Here is an 18,509-nt window from a genome sequence, read left to right as displayed (position 1 = left end):
GATGTCCATGAGTCCCGCCGAACAGACGCCTGCTGCCGACGCTGCCGCGGCACTCCGCGAGGCGACGTTCGTTCGCCTCCGCGCCCATGCCAGCGGTGCTGCCGTCGCCGCCGCAGGCGTCCTCGGGCGGGCACTCAGGACACTCGACGTCCCCTTCCGTATCCGGGCGACCGACACCCCCGAACCGACCGCAAACGACGACGTTGCGGTTGCAGTGGGGCTGTCGGCACCCAATCGTGACTTCGAACTCGACCCGCGAGACGCCGTCGCCGTCACTCGCGAACTCGGTGTCGACCCCGACCCGGTGGTCGCGCTGGCTGGCTTCCACGCCGCCGGTGTGTCCCCGGAGGACGATTCCGAACTCGCAGACGCGGCGGCCGACGCGGGCATCGAGTCGCGCCCCGGCGTGGCCGTCCCGACGGGCGACCTCGCAAACGGGCTCGCGCACTCGACACTGGTTCACGCACCATTCTCGGCCGACCGAGAGGCAGCACAGGCGATGCTCGCCGAACTGTCGCTTCCGGCCGAACTCGACGCGGACGCACACCGCCGGGTCGCCTCGCTCGTCGCTCTCGAAGCGACGGATGGCGAGGCGACACCGCGCGCGACGACCGCCGTCGAGCGCATCCTACAGCCGCGTGCGACTCCAGACGGGCCATTCGAAACTGTCGGCGGCTTCGCCGACGTGCTCGATGCGACCGTCAAGGAAGCACCGGGTGTCGCCGTCGCACTTGCACTCGGACACGACGTGCGTGAGGCGGCGCTGGATGCGTGGCGTGACCACGCGCAAGTGACGCACGCGGCGCTCCGCGAGGCATCCACAGGGCGCTACGAGAGCCTCTACGTGCTCTCGTGTGACCTGTCGTCTCCGGGGCGACTCGCAACCGTCGCGCGTCTCGCCCGCGACTTTCGGTCACCGGAACCAACCGTGCTTGCGGTCGGAACTGGCGCTGCGGCACTCGTCTCGACCGGTCCAGCCGGACTGGCCGACGAACTCGCTGCGGCAGCGACCGAACTGGGCGATGCGTCCGCGACAGGGTCAGAGCGGGAAGCAACGATGACAGTCGACCCTGCGGACCCCGCGGATGTCGTCGCGGCCATCAGGGAGGTGCGCCGATGACCCGGCGTGCGACCCTACGGACCAGCCACGACGACCCTGCGGTCATCGCAGCTGCGCTCGACCCGGACAACACGGATTCGATGCACACGACAGTCGAAGGGGACGAACTCGTCACGACAATCGAACGCGACTCGACCGGCGGACTCCAGTCCACGGTCGACGATTACGTCGTCAACGTAACGGTCGCAGAGACCGTTATCGACGCTACACGAACGCACACAGACACTAACCATGAGTGAACGATCAGTCTCCAAGCAGAAGCGCGGAAAGCGATGGTACACCGTCATCGCTCCCGAGAATTTCGACCGTAAGGAACTCGGCGAGACGATGGCCGACGAACCCGAGAAGGTCTACGGACGCACCGTCGAAGTCACCCTCGGCGAACTCAACAACGACCAGGGTGCGAACAACGTCAAGCTCACCTTCCAGGTGACCGACGTCGGCAGCGACGCTGCCTACACCGAGTTCACACAGCAGGAACTCACCCGAGACTACCTCCGTAGTCTCGTCCGCCGTGGTGCCTCGAAAATCGAGGCCAACGTCACGGCCCTGACGAAGGACGACTACCGCGTGCAGGTCCAGCCTGTCGCCTTCACGACGAAGAAGGCAGACCGCAGTCAGGAACACGAGATTCGTCGCATCATGACGAAGCTCACGCGCGAGGCCATCACCGAGCGCACCTTCGACGACCTCATCGACGGCGTCACCGGTGGCCGTCTCTCGTCGGCTATCTACAGCGAGGCAAAGCAGATTTACCCGCTGCGCCGCGTCGAGGTCAAGAAGACCTCCCTCGAAGCCCACCCCGAAGAGGTCGAGGCCGAAGAGGAAGCCGCTGTCAGCGTCGACGAAGAAGACATCGCCGTCGACGAAGAGTAAGCAGCGCGACTCAATTTCGACTTTTTCAGGCCGCTCGTCGCCAGAGAGCGGCGCGACCGGAGAAAAACAGGCAGAACGCTCGGACGGCTACTCTTCGACGACGACAGTCCCGACCATCCCGGCTTGTTCGTGCGGGATACAGAGATACTCGTACTCGCCGGGGACGTCGAAGGTGTAGGTGTACTCGTCACCGCTGTCGATGAGGCCGCCGAGCGAGTTCGAGTACGCCGTGCGCGCCGTCTCCTCGTCCTCGAAGCCACCACTGGCGAAGAAGTCGGCCCCGTCGGGAAGGACGGCCTCGTAGGCGGTGACCGTGTGGCCGCGCGAACTCGTGTTTCGCCACACGACTTCGTCGCCGACTTCGATGGTCACCGTCGGCGGGTCGAACGCGACGGCGGTCATTCCGACGTCGAAGTCGCCGTCAGACGCCAGCGACGTCGCGCACCCGGCGAGGCTGGTCGTCGTTGCCGCGCCGACCGCAGCGAGAAACCCGCGTCGCGTCCGCAACCCGCTCGAAGACCCTTCGTCTGGCATGGCCGAACCTCGGGACGCGACGGATAAATGTCGCATGGTTCGGCTCGCGAACGACGCGGCGAGGAAAGCAAAATCGGGCGCAGCCACGAGAGGAACGTAAAAGGGAAAGGCCCGGTCCGCAATCGCAACGGTATGAAACCCCGATTCGTCGGCCGGTTGGGTGCTGCCGACGTGGTCACCGCCGGCAACGCGGCACTCGGGTTCGTCGCGGCGGTGTTGACTGCCGTGGACGTCCGGCTCGCCGCCAAGGCCATCCTCTTGGCCGCGATGGCCGACGGTCTCGACGGGGTCGTTGCCCGACGATACGGGGGAACCGACGCGGGTCCGTATCTCGACTCGCTCGCCGACGTGGCCTCCTTCGGCGTCGCTCCGGCACTGCTCGTCGTCTCCGTCGTGCGCGAGATGTGGGGATTCGACCGCCTCCGCGTCGTCGCCGGAGTCGCCATCGCCGCGCTGTTCGTCGCGGCCGCGGTGATTCGGCTGGCACTCTACACGGCCTACGACAGTGGCAGTGACGAGACGGTGGGCGTGCCGACGACGCTCGCAGCGACCATCCTCTCTGCCGGCGTTCTCGTCGGCTTCGTCGACCCGATGTTGCTCGTCGCACTCTCGGCGGTCATGGCCGCGCTCATGCTCTCCGACGTGGTGTACCCTGACCTGCACGCGCAGGACGCCCTCGTGATGGGTATCGTGCAGGGGCTCGCAATCGTTCTCACGGGACGGCTGGGAGAAGGGTTCGCGTTCGGGTTGTTGTTCTTGGCGCTCGGATATCTGTTCTTGGGGCCGCGGTTTTACTGGGGCTGAAGTGGGTCGCTGGCGACCTGATTACATTCCCATGTCGGCGGCGTCCTCAGGTACCGGGAGGTCGTGTGGAGAGGTACCGAGGAGTTCCGCGGCGTGGTCGAGCGCCATGTCGAATCCGTAGTACCGTTCTAATTCGTCGCCATCGACGGTCGGCCGCACTTTGAGCATGGCGTAGCCGTCGATGTTTTGTGCAATCGCGGCGGTTCGCCCGTCGCGGTCGAATTCGAGGACGCGTTCGGAGTCGGTGACGTAGTACCGCGCGGAGATGCCGTTTGCCGTAGCCTCCTGTTCGCTCATGTCCCTCGCTAGGAAGCGGGTGGTGTCTAAAGTACCGGTTCTCTCGGGGGCGGCGTATCGAAGCCCGACGAGCCGTGTGGTTTGGAACGAAAGTGACGTGTGTCTCTCCTTCGAGGAGCGAGTATGTGGTTTCAGAGCGGCCGTCGCCGTGACCTCTGTGCGATTCTCTACGACGCGGGGGAACTCAGAGGCCAGAAGCTCAAGACGCGGTTGGAGCGCTACTACGATGTCCGAATCGACCCGCAATCGTTCTACGGGACGCTCCAGGCGCTCGTCGATGCCGGGCATCTCGAACGGCGAACCGAGGGGATATACGACGTGTACGGACTCACCGACGCGGGAGCGAGTCGCGTCGAATCGTACTACGCGTGGCTCACCGACCGCGTGGAATCCGGCAAGGAACAGCCCAACGAACAGCAGATTGGCGAGAAACAGCCAGCCGAAGCGAACGAGTGAATCGCCGACCGGCGACGACTACTTCTGGAGCCAGTCGCCGATGGTGTTGCGGAGGATTTCGCTCGTGCCCTCGTAGATTTCGTTCAGCTTGGCGTCGCGGTAGTAGCGCTCTGCCGCGAAGTCCTTGGTGTAGCCGTAGCCGCCGTGAATCTGGATGCCCTCGTTTGCGACTTCACGGCTAATCTCGCTGGCGTAGAGCTTCGCCTGCGCGGCCTCCTTGATGAACGTCTCGTCGCGCATCTTTAGGTCGGCCGCCTTGTGCATGAGGAGCTTCGCCGCCTGCACTTTCGTGTCCATGTCGGCGAGTTTGTGCTTGATTGCCTGGAAGTCGCCAATCGGCTGGTCGAACTGCTCGCGCTCGCCAGCGTACTTCACGGCGTCGTCGAGCGCGGCGCGCGCGATACCGATAGAACGAGCGGCGATAGTGATGCGCCCGCCGTTGAGCGTCTTCAGCGCGTGGACGAAGCCCTCGCCCTCGTCGCCGAGGAGACGGTCTTCGGGGATGCGCATGTCGTCGAATCTGAGTTCTGCAGTCGGACAGCCTTTGTCACCGAGTTTGTGCTCGGTGCCTTCGACGACGAAGCCGTCGTCTTCCTCCGGGCGGACGACGAACGAGGAGATGCCTTTGTTACCTGCGTCGGGGTCGGTCTTGGCGAACAGAATGACGGTGTCGGCGACAGAGCCGTTCGAAATCCAGAGCTTACCGCCGTTGACGACGTACTCGTCGCCGTCTTTCTTCGCAGTTGTCTCCATCGCAGGCACGTCGCTGCCCGCGCCCGGCTCGGAGAGCGCGAACGCGCCGATGTCGGTACCCTCGTTGACAGGGGTCAGGTACTCCTGTTTTTGCTCTTCGTTACCGAACTCGTAGAGCATGTTGCCCGCGAGGCTCGTGTGCGCGGCGACGATGGTTCCGAGACCGCCGGAGCCGCGAGAAATCTCTTCGAGACCGATGGCGTAGGAGTGGTAGTCGAGGCCCGCACCACCGTACTCTTCCGGGAACGGCATGCCCATCAGTCCGAGTTCGCCCATCTCCGCGACGAGGTCCGCGGGGAACTCGTCTGTCTCGTCTATCTCCGCCGCACGAGGCTTCACTTCCTCGTCGACGAACTCTGAGACCATATCCTTGATTTGCTTCTGCTCGGCAGTGAGCGCAAAGTCCATGCCTGATTCTTTCATTGACTATGCTTATGATTTTCTGCTACGGCCTGTACGGTCCGCCCCACGACACTTTTTATCCCCCCTTCCCTATAACGGGACACTTCGAATGTCTCGACACGCCGATGCCCGGCCACCGGCAACCGATGACGACCTCAATTGGTGTCACGATGCAGTCCAGGGCGTCTCACGAACCTTCGCCCTCACCGTGGACGTTCTCGACGAACCGATGTCCTCGTACATCTGTATCGGATATCTACTCTGTCGAATCCCCGACACTATCGAGGACTCGTCGTCGATTGCGCCGGACGAGCAGGCACACCTCCTCAGACTCTACGACAGCGCGCTCGACCCCGACGACGACACCGCTATCGACGAGTTCGTCGTTGCCGCCGAGCCGCACCTCCCGCCCGCAGCCGACCGTTCCGACGACTGGGACGTCGTCGCCAACGCCCCGCGCGTGCTCCGCACGTTCGAGGCGCTTCCGGTCGATGTTCGCGAGGCGGTGACGCCGCCCGTTCGCGAACTCGTCTCCGGGATGGCGATGTTCGTCGAGCGGTACTCACACACCGGCGGACTCCGCATTCAGTCGCGCGAGGAACTCGAAGAGTACTGTTACTACGCTGCTGGGACCGTCGGCAACCTCATCACGAATCTCGTGACGCGCGGGAACATCGACCGCGAACGCCACTCGCTTCTGTACGACACCGCCGAGGAGTTCGGGTTGCTCCTCCAACTCGTCAACATCGCGAAGGACGTCCACGACGACTACGACTCCGAGAACAACGTCTACCTGCCAGCAGAGTGGCTCGAAGACGCTGGCGTCCCCCAAGAGGAAGTCACCGCGCCCCAGCACGAAGCGCAAACCGCGTCGGTCGTCCGCCGGACTGCCACCCACGCCAAGTCGTTCCTCGACGACGCACAGACCTACCTAGAGACGGTTCCGCTCCGCGACGGCAACACGCTTGCCGCGTGGGGAATTCCGTTCCTGCTCGCCGTCGGCACGCTCCGCGAACTCGTCGCCAACCCCGAGCGAGCGGTGACCGGAGAGGGAGTCAAGATTTCGCGCCAAGAGGTGTTCGCCGTCGTCGCCGCGTTGAACGGCACGAGCGCCGAGACGCTCTCCGAGATGCGCGAAGTCATCTCGCAACAGCCGTTCCATCGCGCGACCACCAACACCGACTGAAATCGACTGAGGCTGACTGAGGAGTTTCAGCCGGGCACGCGTTCATCTGCGGTCCGTTCTCTCCGCTTTCCGACTCACTACGGTTTCTTCCGCTGGCTCACCCCCGGCAGCCACGGCGTCGGCGATGAGTCGTGACGCTGTTGGGTCGACGATGGGTCTGTGACGTTGCTGGGTCGCCGACAGGTCTGGCTGGACTGCGCACACCCGGGCCTCGAACGCGGTTGGGAGGATTTTTAGTAACCGAAGAATAACGGTGGCTTATGACTTCGGAAGAAGGACACGACGACCACGGACACCACTTACCCGCGGTGGAGGACTGGCCACGGGGCTTCGGTGAGGCGAGTTGGTGGCCGTTCGTCACAGCAGTCGGCGGCGCAGGCATCTACGTCGGCGCAGCGCTGTACATCATGGGTATCGGCCAAACGACTGCTCTCGGCGTGGCGGGCGGCAGCATCGCGCTCTTCGTCCTCGGTATCGTCGGCTGGCTCTATCACGCGTTCGTCAAGGGCTTCTGGGACCGCGACCGGAGCGAACACGACGAAAACAAACTCCGCTGGGGAATGCTCGCCTTCCTCGGGTCCGAACTCGGTACCTTCGGTGCCCTCTTCGGCTACTACTTCTTCATCCGCGCAGGAACGTGGCCGCCACAGGAGCTTCCGCATCTCGTCGGGTCGCTCGTACTCATCAACACCGGGCTGCTCGTCCTGTCGAGTTTCACGCTCCACTGGGCGGAAGGCGCGCTCCAGAAGGGTAACCGCCAGAACTTCCTGCTCGGCCTCGCAGTGACCCTGCTCCTCGGGACCGTGTTCATCGGCGGGCAGGTCTACGAGTACTACGAGTTCATCGTCCACTCCGAGTTCACCTTCTCCTCCGGCATCTTCGGGTCGGCGTTCTACGGCCTCACCGGACTGCACGGGCTCCACGTGAGTCTCGGTGCAGTCCTCCTCGGCATCGTCTTCATCCGCGCACTCCGAGGGCAGTACTCCGCCGAACGCCACGTCTCGGTAAGCACGGCGTCCATGTACTGGCACTTCGTCGACGTCGTCTGGATTTTCCTCGTCGTCGTCCTGTACGTCGGCGCGGAAGTCGGCGCGTAATCGGACGCTCCTCAACGACCCTTTTTCGACCGCTGTCCGGTGAGCCACAGGTCGCGTCTTGGACGGTCCTCACGCGAGTCGTTCAGGCTCCGAAATCCGGCTGCTCGACGTTCGACTCCCAGAACTGGTCGCGCAAGTACGTCTCGTCCATCGCTTGCCGCCCAGTCAGCCGTGCAAGTCGACCGATGGTTGCCCACAGTGCTCGTTGAACGACGTGCGGAGCACCCGTGATATGCGTCTCGGGTGCGACGTACTCGGCCATCAATAGCCCCTGCACCAGGTCCGGCTCTCCGTATGCTCCATCAGCACCGAACGCTCCCTCGTGGTCGAGCCCGCCAGACATGTACTGTGTGTCGATTGTCCTGGTCCACGGAACGTCGACGTGGAACGCGACGAACTCGTCGGTATCGTTTCGGAAGTAGTGTGAGTCTCCCGCCTCGACGGTGAGTTGCGACCCCGGCGACAGTCGGTGCGGGTCGCCGTCGACGACGACAGTCAGTTCGCCTTCGACGGCTCGAAAGACCTCTGAAGTGCTTTTGTGTACGTGCGGTGGCAGCTCGGTCGCATCTGGGTCGACCCACACGAGCATAGACGGCGTGGCCGCTTCGCTCGAATCGGGATACTCCAGTATCGTCGACCACATCCGCATCCCCGGACACGACGCAAGCGCGTGGGGTGACTCCGTAAACAACTCCATCGCAGGCCCGTCCGGATCGATTTCGAGCGCTGGGCCGTCAGTCGGCTCTCCGTCGTCGTCGAGTGGTCTCCCTGTGACCTGAGTTGTCATGCCGTAATGTATTGTCTTTCACAGATATGTCTGGTGCAATAGTTAGTTCACAGGCCGTGGTGTCGTTTTCTCGACATCAGTTCAACAGGACTATTAGGTCTAGGGAAGCGAGCCCGCCCAGTGTGGAGAGCCGCCTGACGCGACTTACCCAAACTGCTCGTTGAAGTGGTAGATGTCTTCGTCGATACCAGCGACGAGCACGTCGTCGCCCTTTTGCACGCGGAAGTCGGGGCCGAGTTCCGTGAGCAGGTCGCCGTTGCGCTCGACTGCGATAATCGTACAGTTGGTCCGGGCACGGACATCCGCCTGGGCGAGCGTCCGGCCGACGAGTCCGGGCGCGTTGGTTCGGACGATTTCGATTTGTGATTCGGGTGCGATGACCTCCTCGTCGAGGACGCGCGACGCGAGCATGCGTCCGGCGACCGTCGAGAGCGCGAGGACGTAGTCCGCTCCGGCGCGGTAGAGTTTCGCGATGCTCTCGGTTTCGTTGGCGCGCGCGATGACCTCAGTCTCCTCGGAGACGCGCTCTGAGACGAGCGTGGTGAAGATAGCTGTCGTGTCGTCGTCGAGGGCGAGAAGGACGCTTCGGGCTTCGTCGACACCTGCTTCGAGCAAGGTCTGCGGATTCGTCACGTCGCCGACGACATCGACGCCGGGTTTCTCCTGTTTGTCGACGACGCGGTGCGGGACGCCAGCGCTTGCCAGCGTCTCGGCGGCCGTCGACCCAACTTCGCCGTAGCCGGCGATGATAACCGTGCCGCGCCGGAAGCGGCGCGCGGACGAGAGCGTGAGTCCGTGGAGCTTTTCGAGTTGTCGCTCGCGGCCGACGACGAGCAAGACGGTGTGCTCGTCGATGACGGCGTCGGGAGAGGGCGGCGAGACGAACTCCCCGGTGAACCACGCACCGATGACGTTCGCACCAGTCAGGCGGCCGATACCGCTTTCGGCAATCGTCTCGCCCTCGACGGGACTGCCGCGCTGGACGAGCAGTTCCGCGACTTCGAAGTCCTCGCCGATTTCGATAGCGTCACCCACGGCTGACGAGATGGCTGTCGTCGCCTTTCCTGCGAGGCTCTCGCCTAGGAGTCGCCGCGGCGAGACGACCTCGTCAGCCCCGGCGAACCGGTGATAGTCGCGGACGTGCGGGTCTTCGATGACGCTCACGACGCGCGAGTCAGGGGCTACTTGCTTCGCTGCGAGGATGATACTCGCGTTCGTCTCGTCGTCGTCGTCGGCGACGATAGCGAAGGCGGACTCGGCGTTCACCGCTTTGAGGTCTTCGACCGACTCGGGGTCGCCGTGAGCGACAGTGTACCCATCCGAATACAGTTCCTCCGCCAACTCACGGTCCGATTCGAGGACGATGTAGGGCATGCCCATCGCGTCGAGTTCGTCGACGAGCGCGTCCCCCCGTGGCGTGAACGTACAGACGATAACGTGGTCGGTTAGGTCCGACGTGGTCGGTGGGTCGGTTCGGAGCGCATCTTCCACGAGCGGAACGAGGAACAGCGGCAAGGTGAGAAAGACGGTGGTGACCCCGGTGAGTTGCATCAAGATTGAGAGTGCGAGAAGCGGCGGCGTGTCCTCCCAGAACCCAGTCTGCTCGCCGTATCCGGTCGTCGTGAACGTCTCGACGACGACGTGGAGTGCTTGAATGAACGTGACGTCCTCGCCGGCGTACTGTCCCGCCGCCCACTGGTAGATGAATGCGTAGGTGACGATGAGCACAGCTGCACCCGCGAGATAGCGACCGAGGCGACGCTTCGCCTTCGACAGTCCGGGGCCGTCACCCGTAATCGACATACACCCGCTTTCGCCTCCGGTGTCTAAAAGGAATCCCCCGCCCGAGACTCGGTATGGGGCGACGCCGGGACGCCGTGCTCACACTCCTCGTCGTGGTGCCGATAGCACTGACGTTGGCGCTAACCCGACCGCCATTGCGGTTACAGATGGTCGTTCTCGGCGTCGTCGGCGCACTCGTGCTGGAGGCCGCGTCACTCGCAGCCAGAGACCGAGTCCGTGACTACTGGGAGCGACCGGGAGTACAGACCCTCTCAGTGCTAGGTGTCGTCGGCGTCGCGGCCGCCAGCCTCCTCGTCGAACCCGAGTTGCTCGTCGCTCTCGGCTCCGGGCTCGTGACCTATTTGGTCGTCCTCGCCGTCGCCGAGTCCGCCGCACGACTCGGCAGATATCAGGACAACTCCTGAACCGTTCACAAACGTCACTTGAGGAATATTTATCCGACGGCCTCCCTCCAATGTGTGTATGAATACCACGACCCGCGCCGTCGTCGCAGTCGTCTGTACTGCGGCGCTGGTCGCAACCGCGATTCTCGGAGGGTCGTATCTCGGACTCGCCGCGCCGCTGTCTGGTGACGTGTACGACTCCGTGACGCCCCGCGGAGCGACGCAGGTCGACAGCCCGTACGGACCGGCGAGCGTCTGGTACGACGAGCAAGGCGTCCCGCACATCGAGGCCGAAAACGAGCGAGCGTTGTATTTCGCCGTCGGCTACGTGCAGGCCCGCGACCGCTTGTTCCAGATGGACCTCCAGCGCCGACTTGTCGGCGGGCGTCTCTCGGAAGTCGTCGGCAACCAGACCGTCGAATCCGACCGCTTCTACCGCAGTCTCGACTTCGAGGCCGCCGCGGAGGCCTCGTGGAACTCCGTGCGCGACACCGAGGTCGGACCAGCAATCGAGGCGTACAGCGACGGGGTGAACCACTACGCCGACGCCGGAGCACTGCCGCCAGAGTACGCCCTTCTCGACGCCGAGTTCGAGACGTGGACACCGACCGACACGCTTCTCGTCGGCAAACTCATCTCGTGGCGACTCTCGGGGTCGTTCGCCGACCTTCGGCGGTCGACGGCGGTTTCTCGGCTCGGCCCGAACGCCTCTGAACTCTATCCGGCGCAACTCGGCCACGACGTGCCTATCGTCCGCAACTCCGAGAACTCGGATGCGGCGTCGTTCTCGCCCGAGTCCGTCGTCGGTGAAGCAGAGAACGGGACGACAGAATCGGTCGCTGGCGACTTCGAGGCACTCGCCTCGTGGACCGACGCCTACGACAAGGACCCGGCGTTCGGGTCGAACAACTGGGTCGTCTCCGGCGAGCACACAGCCTCCGGCAAACCGTTGCTCGCAAACGACCCACACCTCTCTCTCACCGCGCCGCCCGTCTGGTACGAGATGCACCTCTCGACCACCGAGATGGACGTTCGCGGCGCTGCGTTCCCCGGAATTCCGATGGTCGTCATCGGACGCACAGCCGACGCCGCGTGGGGTGTGACGAACGTCGGCGGTGACTTCACAGACATCTACACCTACGAGCGACGAGACGGCGGCTACGTCTACGACGGCGAGGTTCGCGCCTTCGAGACAGAAGCCCAGACTATCGAAGTCGCGGACGGCGAGGACGTGCAAATCACGGTCCGCAAGTCGGTCCACGGTGCGGTCATCGACCGCGGTGGGAAAACCGTCGGCGTCGCGTGGCCTGGGTTCTCGGCGACGAACGAATCACTCGGTGTCTACCGACTCAACCACGCCGAGTCGGTCGCCGACGTTCGAAACGCGCTGCGTATCTGGGACGTGCCCGCACAGAACTTCGTCGCCGCAGACCGCGCTGGTAACACGCTGTATTACCCCGCCGGTCGCTACCCGCTCCGGGTGACAGACGGTGAGGTCGTCCGCGGAGACACCATCTTCAACGGGTCGCAGGGCGAAGGCGAGTGGCTCGGATACGACCCGTACGGCGAGTCGTCGTGGGACGGGTTCGCCCCCTTCGAGTCGATTCCGCACGTGAACGACCCGTCTGTCCTCGCCACGGCGAATCAGCGGACCATCGACGACCCGGACTTCTACATGGGCACGTCGATGACCTACGCAGACCCCTACCGCGGCGAGCGAATCTACGACATGCTCGACGAGGCGGCCGCCGAGGGTGGGATGACCACCGAGGACATGATGCGCGTCCAGCGAGACGTTCGGTCCGTGGCTGCGGTCGGACTGTCACCGTACGCGGTGGACGATGCCGCGGTCCGAAAGATGTCGCCCGAAGCGCAGTCGCTCGCGTCCGACCTCGACGGCTGGGACAACCGCATGCGCGCCGAGTCGCGTGCGGCGCTCGTCTACCGAATCTGGGTCGACGAGTTCCGCAACGCGACGTTCGCCGACGAGTTCGACGCCGCGGGCCTCGACGAGTCGTACTACCCGGGGCTGTACGTCTTACAGACGCTCGATGCCGACGCGACGTGGTACGACGACGGAACCACGCGCGAGACGGCTGAAAACCGGGCCGACATCGCTGCGTTGGCCATGAACCGAACCGCCGAGCGCATCGACCGCGAGGGCTGGGAGACCTACGGCGACTTCAACAGACTCGACATCGACCACGCGTTCGACCGCAACTTCCTCAACTACCCCGAGCGCCCGATGGACGGGTCGCGGTACACCGTGTTCAACTTCCGAGGGTCGCAATCGACGCAGGCCGGGAGTAGTTGGCGGATGGTCGTCGACTTCTCTGAGGAAGACAAGTCCGTCGGTGTCATCCCCGGTGGCCAGCGCGGTGTCTTCTGGTCCGACCGCTACCACGACCAACTCGACGAGTGGGCCGCGGGCGAGTACAAACCGCTCACGCTGGACAGACCGACCGGAAAACCAGACATCGTCTTCGGGGGTGCACAATGAGCGTGCTCTCTGAACTTCGGGCAGGACCGCGGGCCGACCTCGCACTGTTCGCCGCGACTGTGGTCGGGATTGCCGCCGCGTCGGTCCACTGGACTGGACTCGTCATCGGCGGCGTGTTGGTCGGTCTCCTCGCCACCTCAGTTCCGCGCGCAGTCGTCCAGGGACTCACGTTCGGGGGCGTGGTCCTCGCGATTCACGTCGGGTTCGTGTGGTGGCACGGCGCACTCGACGCCCAGTTTGCGACCGGTATCCTGTTCGTGCTCACCATCGGTGCCGGATTCGCGCTTCCGACCCTCGCTGCTGTGGGTGCGCGGGCCGTAACGGAGTTCTCCACGTAGCGTGATTCTCTAAGTAGCGCGACCGACGACCTGACCGACTCAGCCACGACACGAGTGGCCCAGCCACAACATGATTGACTCAGCCACGACATGACCGACTCGCCCGCGATGACACGTTCCACCCGACAGACACGACAGAGCGTTCGCACGAGCGGTGGGGTTGCGGTCGCACTGGTCGCCAGTGGGGGTGCCCTCCTCGCGTCGTCCGGGACCACGACGGCGACAGACGCGGCACTATGGACTGCTGTGACGACGCTCGTGGTCGCGGGCGTGTGGGCATACACAGCTCGCTATGCCGCAGAGAACGCGACACACGCAGCACAGCGCGACACGCACACTGCGGAGGTGTCGCCAGCGGACTCTGGAAACCCACCCCACCGGTACACCTCGCTCGGACTCCCCACCGCAGTGACGCTCTTTCGCGCCACCCTCGTGGCGGGCGTAGGTGGTGTGGGTGCCATCAGTGCCGTCACGTGGGTCGAAACAGGGACACCACCAGCCGCGTGGGCGTGGACCGCAGCAGTCGGGTACGGAGTCGCTGCCGCACTCGACTCACTCGATGGAACCCTTGCTCGGCGTCTCGGACGCGTCACCGTGCTCGGGTCTCGGCTCGACACCACAGTCGACGCACTGGGCCTGCTTTTGGCACCGCTGGCTGGTGTCTTTCTCGGCCAACTCCCGTGGTGGTACCTCTCTGCGGGGGCTGCCAGATACGTGTTCGTCGCGGGCCTGTGGTGGCGAACTCGGACTGACCGGCCGACGTACGACCTGCCGCCACGGGCGTCCCGACGCGTTCTCGCCGGGATTCAGATGGCGTTCGTCCCGTTCGCGTTGGCACCTGGCGTCGCCGACGCGTGGGTCCCGACGCTGGCTGGCGTCGCCGCTGGAGCGTTGCTTCTGGGATTCGCCCGCGATTGGCTGTACGTTTCGGGCCGCCTCGAATCGGAATCGGCCACGCGCCAGTCTCAGTCGTCGAGGTCTGACGAGTCCTGAGTCGTGTGGAAAATCGCGCTCGGCTCAGTCGAGTTTCGCCAAGATGTCGAGGTTGTGCGCGACGTAGCTGAGTCCTCCAGCCTCCAACTGCTTGTGCCGAGTATCGAGCCACCCGCGGAGTGTGGCTTCGCCGACGCCACCGTGGGCGCCGACCGACTCTTCGACGAACTGGAGAATGCGCGAGATGAAGAAGCGCTCGCCATCGTCGTACGGGGGGGTGACGACCCAGCCGGACCCTCCTGCTGAGACGATTGACGCGTCGGACTGCGGGAGCGCTGACAGCAGGTTCGAGCCGGTTTCCGGCCCCGAGGCGTTGTCGCCACCCATCGTCTCGTGGAACGCATCGAGCACCTCGCTGTCGGCGTTGTGCGCCGGACGGAAGGCGGTCCGGCCGTCGAACGTAATCGGCGCGTAGAAGAGTCCGCCGTCCGTGAGTCGGGTGATAAGCGCGTCGAGCGCCCGTTGTAGCGGAAGCACGTCGAGGACAGCGTGTGCGACCACGAGGTCGATTGCCTGCGGGATTTCGACCGTCGCGTCGAACAGGTCGCCAGTCACGTATGTCAGCGCGACGCGCCGACCATGTCGTTCGATTTGGAAGCCGTCGACGGTCGGCGACGCCTCCCATCCGGCTCCGTGCGACCACTCCGCGAACGCCGCCGAGGCTTGGTCGGACATCCCCTTTCGGCGGTCTATCATGATGTACTTGATATCGTCGTACGCGTCGAAGACACCCCAAGAGAGGAGCCGTCGGCACATCGCACCGGTTCCCGCACCGACCGAGACGACGCGAAGCGGTTCTCCGGGTCGTGCCTCCGCTCGGTCCGAAAGCTCGTCGACGAGCGTCGAAAGCGTCGGCCGGTGGAGTGCACGGTCGTCGACGGCCTCTTTCGACTCGAGGTACCGGACGAACCGCTCGTCGTGTCTTGTCACGGACACCTAATCGAGGCGAGAAACTATAACCGTTCTCCCGAAGCGACCAGTCTCGACCCGAGACGTTCGTCCAAGATTACGTTCTGTTCGCGAACTCGCCGAGCGAGAGCGACCAGTCGTAGTCGTCATACGAAAAAGAGGGAGACGCATTCTCTGGGACGATGCCGTACTGCTGGAGCAGTTCCCGGATGCCCGAGCGACCGCCAAAGTCCCCACGGAACCACAAGAACAGTCTCGGAATGACTGCGTGCTCGGTATCGAAGTTGTACACGACTTCCTGTTCGAGGTAGCTCGCGCTCGCCACGTCAAGTTGCTCGTCCAGTCGTTCGTGGTCGTACACAGCGATTGGTGGGCAACTCGTCGCGCCGCAGTTCAACGCGAAGTGGATTCGCGGGTCGAGTTCGTCGACGCGATGAGTTCGCTCGAACGACCCGGGGAACGGATTCGGGATGTAGCCGAATCCCCACCCGAGCATCGAGCCCCGGAGGATACCGTGTTCGATGTCGTCTGGGCTGAGTGGTTCGCCCGCGATGACGATGATATGCTTCCGAAAGAAGCTGTATCGACCGTCGTACATCGAGGGGTCAGACGAGAGCGTCTCTTGGATGGCGGCGTTGTAGATATTGGTCCAGAACGCCCGGCGACGCGAGTCGGAGTCGAGTTCAGATGCGAGGGCGTCGCTGTCGAGGTCGGCAAGGGCGGTTCGAATCGCGTCAGTCTCGTCGCCACCGCGGACTCGTTGGAGATACGCTGCGGCAACTTCGAGCGCACTCTCGTGTTTTGGGTGGCTAGGACGGGCGCTCACGGGGTCGATGTGGGTCGCTGGTCGGATAAGCGACGGGGTGTCGTGCGTGAAACATGCCAATGAATCGCCCGGAAAGTATTTGATTCGCTTCCCGTGATTTACCTTCAAATGGATAGCGAGATTATCGACGCGGTGACTGGGTGGGACTCTGCACCTGCGGAGAGCGGGTACAGAGGTCTCCGGTCGCTCGCGAACGACGACTTCACGGGCGCGGTCGTTGCGGGCATGACCTGGGGGTTCATGCTCAACGGTCGTCTGCTCGGGGTCTTCGACGGACAAATCGAGGACTTCGAGGACGAATCGTTCGAATCGTACCGCGCACCCGACCCGTCTCTTCCGTTGTTGTATGCGATGCAAGAGACCGGCGGCGACGTCCGTGCGCAGTATTACACCGAAGAGACGCCGCTGGAAGACGCAGATGGAACACTCTCTGCGGGGGGCTTTACCGGCTACGTCGAACTCTCCGAGAACGTTCTCTCTGGAGACTACTACGTCGTCTACCACGGTGGCAAGTCGATGAGCGCCGCGTACGTCGGCAACAGCAAGCGTCTCATCACGGGCGACGATGCCTTCGAGCGAGCGAGCGACGAGATTGGCATCTACAAAGTCTACGACGTCGACATCGAACTCGTCGAAATCCCTGAGGGGGACGACGAAGACGAGACTGTCCCGTCTGCAGGCGCGCCTGTGACTGACGACGCCGAAGACGAGTCGTCCGGCGACACTCCGGCGTCGGCTGCTGCAGAGAGCGACACGGCCAGCGAATCGCCAACAGAACCGGGCGACACGACCCCGAGCCCCGATACCGAGACAAAATCCGATATCGAGACGCCAGCCCCAGACGAGCCCGCACCCTCCAGCGAGTCACCGTCTGCGGCTGACACCTCGACCACGGATACCACGCAGGCAGCGACAACGGACACAGAGTCTCACTCGACCGCATCGGACCCCAAACCGGCCAAAAAGAAGGGTTCGGACGACGGGCCGAAGACTGGCTCGGCCTCGACTTCCGCGGGGGCACACGCCTCCTCGGCGGCGACTACAGACAGTTCCTCGGCGAAAAACGGCGTCAGCAGCGGCACGGAAGCATCCGAGTCGGCAGCCGAACCGAGTGGCTCGGGCGACGACGTCTTCTCAGCCGAGGCGCAGTGGCGCAACGCGCGGTCGATTCCATCACTCGACCCCGGAAAGTCGAAATACGAGACCGCACCGAAGCGGACCCCGCCGCAGAGCAAGGAGCGCTCCCGAAAGGCCAAGAGTCGTGCTGCGAAGTCGAAGCAGAGCAAAAAGCGGCCGAAGAAGCGAGCGTCGTCGAAATCGGCACCAAAGTCGGCACCAAAGTCGACACCGAAGCAGTCGGCGGCCGACGCGGGGGCCGTCAAGGAACTCAAGGCGAAGGTCTCCGAGCTCGAATCGGAGCGCGACCAACTCGCCTCGGAGCGTGACTCGCTGAAGGACGAACGCGACGAATACCGAAGCCGGGCAGAAGAACTCGACGCGCGCGTCGAGGAACTCGAAGCCGAAGTCGAACGGTTCCAGTCAAAATTGGACGAGGTCGGCGTCCACGACACCGACCACTCGATGTCGCCCGACGAGGCGCTCCGCGGGACGAACCTCTTCGTCCGCTATGCCAGAAAGGGGGAAGCGACGCTCGAAAAGGCCCACGCCGGACAGGCCAAACGCGAGGATGTCGTCGAGAACCTGCGCCTCGAACACCACACGACGTTCGACACTGACGGTCTCGGCGTCGAGGGACGCCCCTACGAGGAGTTCCTCGAAGACACGCCCGAGTACGGCTTCGCCACCTGGGTGGTCACCGAACTCCTCTACGAAATCGGCGAGACCGGCAACCGGTCGAGTCTCGCGGGCGTCTTCGATGCGATTCCAGAAATCGACCGCATCGAGCTCTATGGTACCGTCTCGGTCCCCATCGGAGAGGACGAGACCGAGCCCCGGAACTTCGATATCATCTTCCGCGACCAGATGGGCGACCCTCTGTTCGTCGCCAACATGAACGACTCGCGGGACCCCGCGACCAAGCCGATGGTCGCGCAACTCGCCAAAGACTCCAAAGCCATCGCAGAGGCGAACGAGACCCTCGGTTCTGCGTTCGTCGTCACGGCCAGCTTCTTCGAGCCCGAAGCCCTCGAAGTGACCGCCGAAAAGACCGGCGGCGGACTGCTCAGCCGCTCCAAGCGCAAGAGCTACGTGAAGCTCTCGCGCAAAAACGGCTATCACCTCTGTCTGGTCGAAGGCCGCAGCGGTGACTTCCACCTGAACGTCCCGGACATCTAAAGCCTGGCCGGGCGTTCGGTTGGTCTGTCGAGGTATGACCAGTTGCGACTGAATAACACAATTCGTGCAACGTTACAATTTTCAGGGGCCTCACCAAGCGCCCGCGGACGAACACGGGCTGAGGAGGCTACTATCTAGAAAGTGTCTGTC

General features: G+C 63.9%; 19 protein-coding genes. 12 read left to right on the top strand and 7 right to left on the bottom strand.

Annotated features, from left to right (window positions below):
• Nucleotide 1: 1 nt before the first annotated feature.
• The 3 genes from C453_RS07970 to C453_RS07960 are packed head-to-tail and all read left to right on the top strand — an operon-like array spanning nucleotide 2 to nucleotide 1,996.
• The gene (locus tag C453_RS07970) at nucleotides 2-1,120 is read left to right on the top strand and encodes a hypothetical protein (protein WP_008323763.1); all 1,119 of its coding nucleotides are present in this window, start codon (nucleotides 2-4) and stop codon (nucleotides 1,118-1,120) included.
• Nucleotides 1,117-1,359, top strand: a complete 243-nt coding sequence (locus tag C453_RS07965; protein ID WP_007539457.1) for a KEOPS complex subunit Pcc1 — start codon at nucleotides 1,117-1,119, stop codon at nucleotides 1,357-1,359. The genes C453_RS07970 and C453_RS07965 overlap by 4 nt, the downstream gene beginning before the upstream one ends.
• Nucleotides 1,352-1,996 carry a 30S ribosomal protein S3ae gene (locus tag C453_RS07960; protein WP_008323762.1) on the top strand — a complete coding sequence of 215 codons (645 nt, stop codon included), beginning with the start codon at nucleotides 1,352-1,354 and terminating at the stop codon, nucleotides 1,994-1,996. Before C453_RS07965 ends, C453_RS07960 begins: the two co-directional genes overlap by 8 nt.
• An 87-nt stretch (nucleotides 1,997-2,083) precedes the next feature.
• Here the strand turns inward: C453_RS07960 and C453_RS07955 are convergent, their stop codons facing one another.
• Nucleotides 2,084-2,530, bottom strand: a complete 447-nt coding sequence (locus C453_RS07955; protein WP_008323761.1) for a cupredoxin domain-containing protein — start codon at nucleotides 2,528-2,530, stop codon at nucleotides 2,084-2,086.
• Between the two features lie 132 nt (nucleotides 2,531-2,662).
• On the opposite strand from C453_RS07955, the gene C453_RS07950 reads away from it, so the two are divergent.
• Nucleotides 2,663-3,334, top strand: coding sequence for a protein sorting system archaetidylserine synthase (locus C453_RS07950; RefSeq protein WP_049907580.1), 672 nt, complete (start codon nucleotides 2,663-2,665; stop codon nucleotides 3,332-3,334).
• 21 nt (nucleotides 3,335-3,355) lie between these two features.
• Here the strand turns inward: C453_RS07950 and C453_RS07945 are convergent, their stop codons facing one another.
• Complete coding sequence (locus C453_RS07945; RefSeq protein ID WP_008323759.1) at nucleotides 3,356-3,631, bottom strand: DUF7111 family protein; 276 nt, start codon at nucleotides 3,629-3,631, stop codon at nucleotides 3,356-3,358.
• Between the two features lie 123 nt (nucleotides 3,632-3,754).
• Between C453_RS07945 and C453_RS07940 the strand changes: the two genes are divergently transcribed.
• Complete coding sequence (locus C453_RS07940) at nucleotides 3,755-4,087, top strand: DNA-binding putative transcriptional regulator (protein WP_008323758.1); 333 nt, start codon at nucleotides 3,755-3,757, stop codon at nucleotides 4,085-4,087.
• 18 nt (nucleotides 4,088-4,105) lie between these two features.
• On the opposite strand, the gene C453_RS07935 is transcribed toward C453_RS07940, so the two are convergent.
• Nucleotides 4,106-5,248, bottom strand: a complete 1,143-nt coding sequence (locus tag C453_RS07935) for an acyl-CoA dehydrogenase (RefSeq protein ID WP_008323757.1) — start codon at nucleotides 5,246-5,248, stop codon at nucleotides 4,106-4,108.
• A 103-nt stretch (nucleotides 5,249-5,351) separates the two neighbouring features.
• Between C453_RS07935 and C453_RS07930 the strand changes: the two genes are divergently transcribed.
• Together C453_RS07930 and C453_RS07925 are read left to right on the top strand one after the other, a co-directional pair.
• Nucleotides 5,352-6,428 (top strand): phytoene/squalene synthase family protein, encoded by a 1,077-nt coding sequence (locus tag C453_RS07930; protein WP_008323756.1) that lies wholly within the window; start codon nucleotides 5,352-5,354, stop codon nucleotides 6,426-6,428.
• A 260-nt stretch (nucleotides 6,429-6,688) separates the two neighbouring features.
• Nucleotides 6,689-7,525 (top strand): cytochrome c oxidase subunit 3, encoded by an 837-nt coding sequence (locus C453_RS07925; protein ID WP_008323755.1) that lies wholly within the window; start codon nucleotides 6,689-6,691, stop codon nucleotides 7,523-7,525.
• Between the two features lie 82 nt (nucleotides 7,526-7,607).
• On the opposite strand, the gene C453_RS07920 is transcribed toward C453_RS07925, so the two are convergent.
• On the bottom strand, nucleotides 7,608-8,312 hold the full coding sequence (locus tag C453_RS07920; protein ID WP_008323753.1) for a cupin domain-containing protein: 705 nt from the start codon (nucleotides 8,310-8,312) through the stop codon (nucleotides 7,608-7,610).
• A gap of 144 nt (nucleotides 8,313-8,456) precedes the next feature.
• Nucleotides 8,457-10,115 carry a potassium channel family protein gene (locus C453_RS07915; RefSeq protein WP_008323752.1) on the bottom strand — a complete coding sequence of 553 codons (1,659 nt, stop codon included), beginning with the start codon at nucleotides 10,113-10,115 and terminating at the stop codon, nucleotides 8,457-8,459.
• Between the two features lie 53 nt (nucleotides 10,116-10,168).
• Here C453_RS07915 and C453_RS07910 point away from each other — a divergent pair, with 53 nt between their 5' ends.
• The 4 genes from C453_RS07910 (at nucleotide 10,169) to C453_RS07895 (ending at nucleotide 14,329) form a co-directional block, all read left to right on the top strand.
• Nucleotides 10,169-10,519: a hypothetical protein gene (locus C453_RS07910; RefSeq protein WP_241430704.1), complete on the top strand. Its 351-nt coding sequence runs from the start codon at nucleotides 10,169-10,171 to the stop codon at nucleotides 10,517-10,519.
• Between the two features lie 58 nt (nucleotides 10,520-10,577).
• Nucleotides 10,578-12,998: a penicillin acylase family protein gene (locus tag C453_RS07905; protein ID WP_008323750.1), complete on the top strand. Its 2,421-nt coding sequence runs from the start codon at nucleotides 10,578-10,580 to the stop codon at nucleotides 12,996-12,998.
• Nucleotides 12,995-13,336, top strand: a complete 342-nt coding sequence (locus C453_RS07900; protein WP_008323749.1) for a hypothetical protein — start codon at nucleotides 12,995-12,997, stop codon at nucleotides 13,334-13,336. The genes C453_RS07905 and C453_RS07900 overlap by 4 nt, the downstream gene beginning before the upstream one ends.
• A 90-nt stretch (nucleotides 13,337-13,426) precedes the next feature.
• Nucleotides 13,427-14,329, top strand: a complete 903-nt coding sequence (locus C453_RS07895) for a CDP-alcohol phosphatidyltransferase family protein (protein WP_008323748.1) — start codon at nucleotides 13,427-13,429, stop codon at nucleotides 14,327-14,329.
• A gap of 24 nt (nucleotides 14,330-14,353) precedes the next feature.
• On the opposite strand, the gene C453_RS07890 is transcribed toward C453_RS07895, so the two are convergent.
• Both C453_RS07890 and C453_RS07885 read right to left on the bottom strand, forming a co-directional pair.
• Nucleotides 14,354-15,259 (bottom strand): SAM-dependent methyltransferase, encoded by a 906-nt coding sequence (locus C453_RS07890; protein WP_008323746.1) that lies wholly within the window; start codon nucleotides 15,257-15,259, stop codon nucleotides 14,354-14,356.
• Between the two features lie 76 nt (nucleotides 15,260-15,335).
• Complete coding sequence (locus C453_RS07885; protein WP_008323745.1) at nucleotides 15,336-16,064, bottom strand: DUF547 domain-containing protein; 729 nt, start codon at nucleotides 16,062-16,064, stop codon at nucleotides 15,336-15,338.
• Nucleotides 16,065-16,172: 108 nt separating this feature from the next.
• On the opposite strand from C453_RS07885, the gene C453_RS07880 reads away from it, so the two are divergent.
• Nucleotides 16,173-18,359 carry a DUF7527 domain-containing protein gene (locus tag C453_RS07880; RefSeq protein WP_008323744.1) on the top strand — a complete coding sequence of 729 codons (2,187 nt, stop codon included), beginning with the start codon at nucleotides 16,173-16,175 and terminating at the stop codon, nucleotides 18,357-18,359.
• The last annotated feature ends 150 nt before the right edge of the window (nucleotides 18,360-18,509 follow it).

Origin of the sequence: Haloferax elongans ATCC BAA-1513 (assembly GCF_000336755.1) — an archaeon.
In the GTDB taxonomy this organism is placed as follows: Archaea; Halobacteriota; Halobacteria; order Halobacteriales; family Haloferacaceae; genus Haloferax; species Haloferax elongans.
This window is presented reverse-complemented; position numbering and strand designations above follow the sequence as displayed.

Coding starts and splice junctions, on each gene's coding strand:
- C453_RS07900 (WP_008323749.1), top strand. CDS start 12,995: ATGAGCGTGCTCTCTGAACTTCGGGCAGGACCGCGGGCCGACCTCGCA.
- C453_RS07930 (WP_008323756.1), top strand. CDS start 5,352: ATGTCTCGACACGCCGATGCCCGGCCACCGGCAACCGATGACGACCTC.
- C453_RS07970 (WP_008323763.1), top strand. CDS start 2: ATGTCCATGAGTCCCGCCGAACAGACGCCTGCTGCCGACGCTGCCGCG.
- C453_RS07950 (WP_049907580.1), top strand. CDS start 2,663: ATGAAACCCCGATTCGTCGGCCGGTTGGGTGCTGCCGACGTGGTCACC.
- C453_RS07940 (WP_008323758.1), top strand. CDS start 3,755: ATGTGGTTTCAGAGCGGCCGTCGCCGTGACCTCTGTGCGATTCTCTAC.
- C453_RS07965 (WP_007539457.1), top strand. CDS start 1,117: ATGACCCGGCGTGCGACCCTACGGACCAGCCACGACGACCCTGCGGTC.
- C453_RS07905 (WP_008323750.1), top strand. CDS start 10,578: ATGAATACCACGACCCGCGCCGTCGTCGCAGTCGTCTGTACTGCGGCG.
- C453_RS07920 (WP_008323753.1), bottom strand. CDS start 8,312: ATGACAACTCAGGTCACAGGGAGACCACTCGACGACGACGGAGAGCCG.
- C453_RS07895 (WP_008323748.1), top strand. CDS start 13,427: ATGACCGACTCGCCCGCGATGACACGTTCCACCCGACAGACACGACAG.
- C453_RS07880 (WP_008323744.1), top strand. CDS start 16,173: ATGGATAGCGAGATTATCGACGCGGTGACTGGGTGGGACTCTGCACCT.
- C453_RS07955 (WP_008323761.1), bottom strand. CDS start 2,530: ATGCCAGACGAAGGGTCTTCGAGCGGGTTGCGGACGCGACGCGGGTTT.
- C453_RS07910 (WP_241430704.1), top strand. CDS start 10,169: ATGGGGCGACGCCGGGACGCCGTGCTCACACTCCTCGTCGTGGTGCCG.
- C453_RS07935 (WP_008323757.1), bottom strand. CDS start 5,248: ATGGACTTTGCGCTCACTGCCGAGCAGAAGCAAATCAAGGATATGGTC.
- C453_RS07945 (WP_008323759.1), bottom strand. CDS start 3,631: ATGAGCGAACAGGAGGCTACGGCAAACGGCATCTCCGCGCGGTACTAC.
- C453_RS07925 (WP_008323755.1), top strand. CDS start 6,689: ATGACTTCGGAAGAAGGACACGACGACCACGGACACCACTTACCCGCG.
- C453_RS07915 (WP_008323752.1), bottom strand. CDS start 10,115: ATGTCGATTACGGGTGACGGCCCCGGACTGTCGAAGGCGAAGCGTCGC.
- C453_RS07960 (WP_008323762.1), top strand. CDS start 1,352: ATGAGTGAACGATCAGTCTCCAAGCAGAAGCGCGGAAAGCGATGGTAC.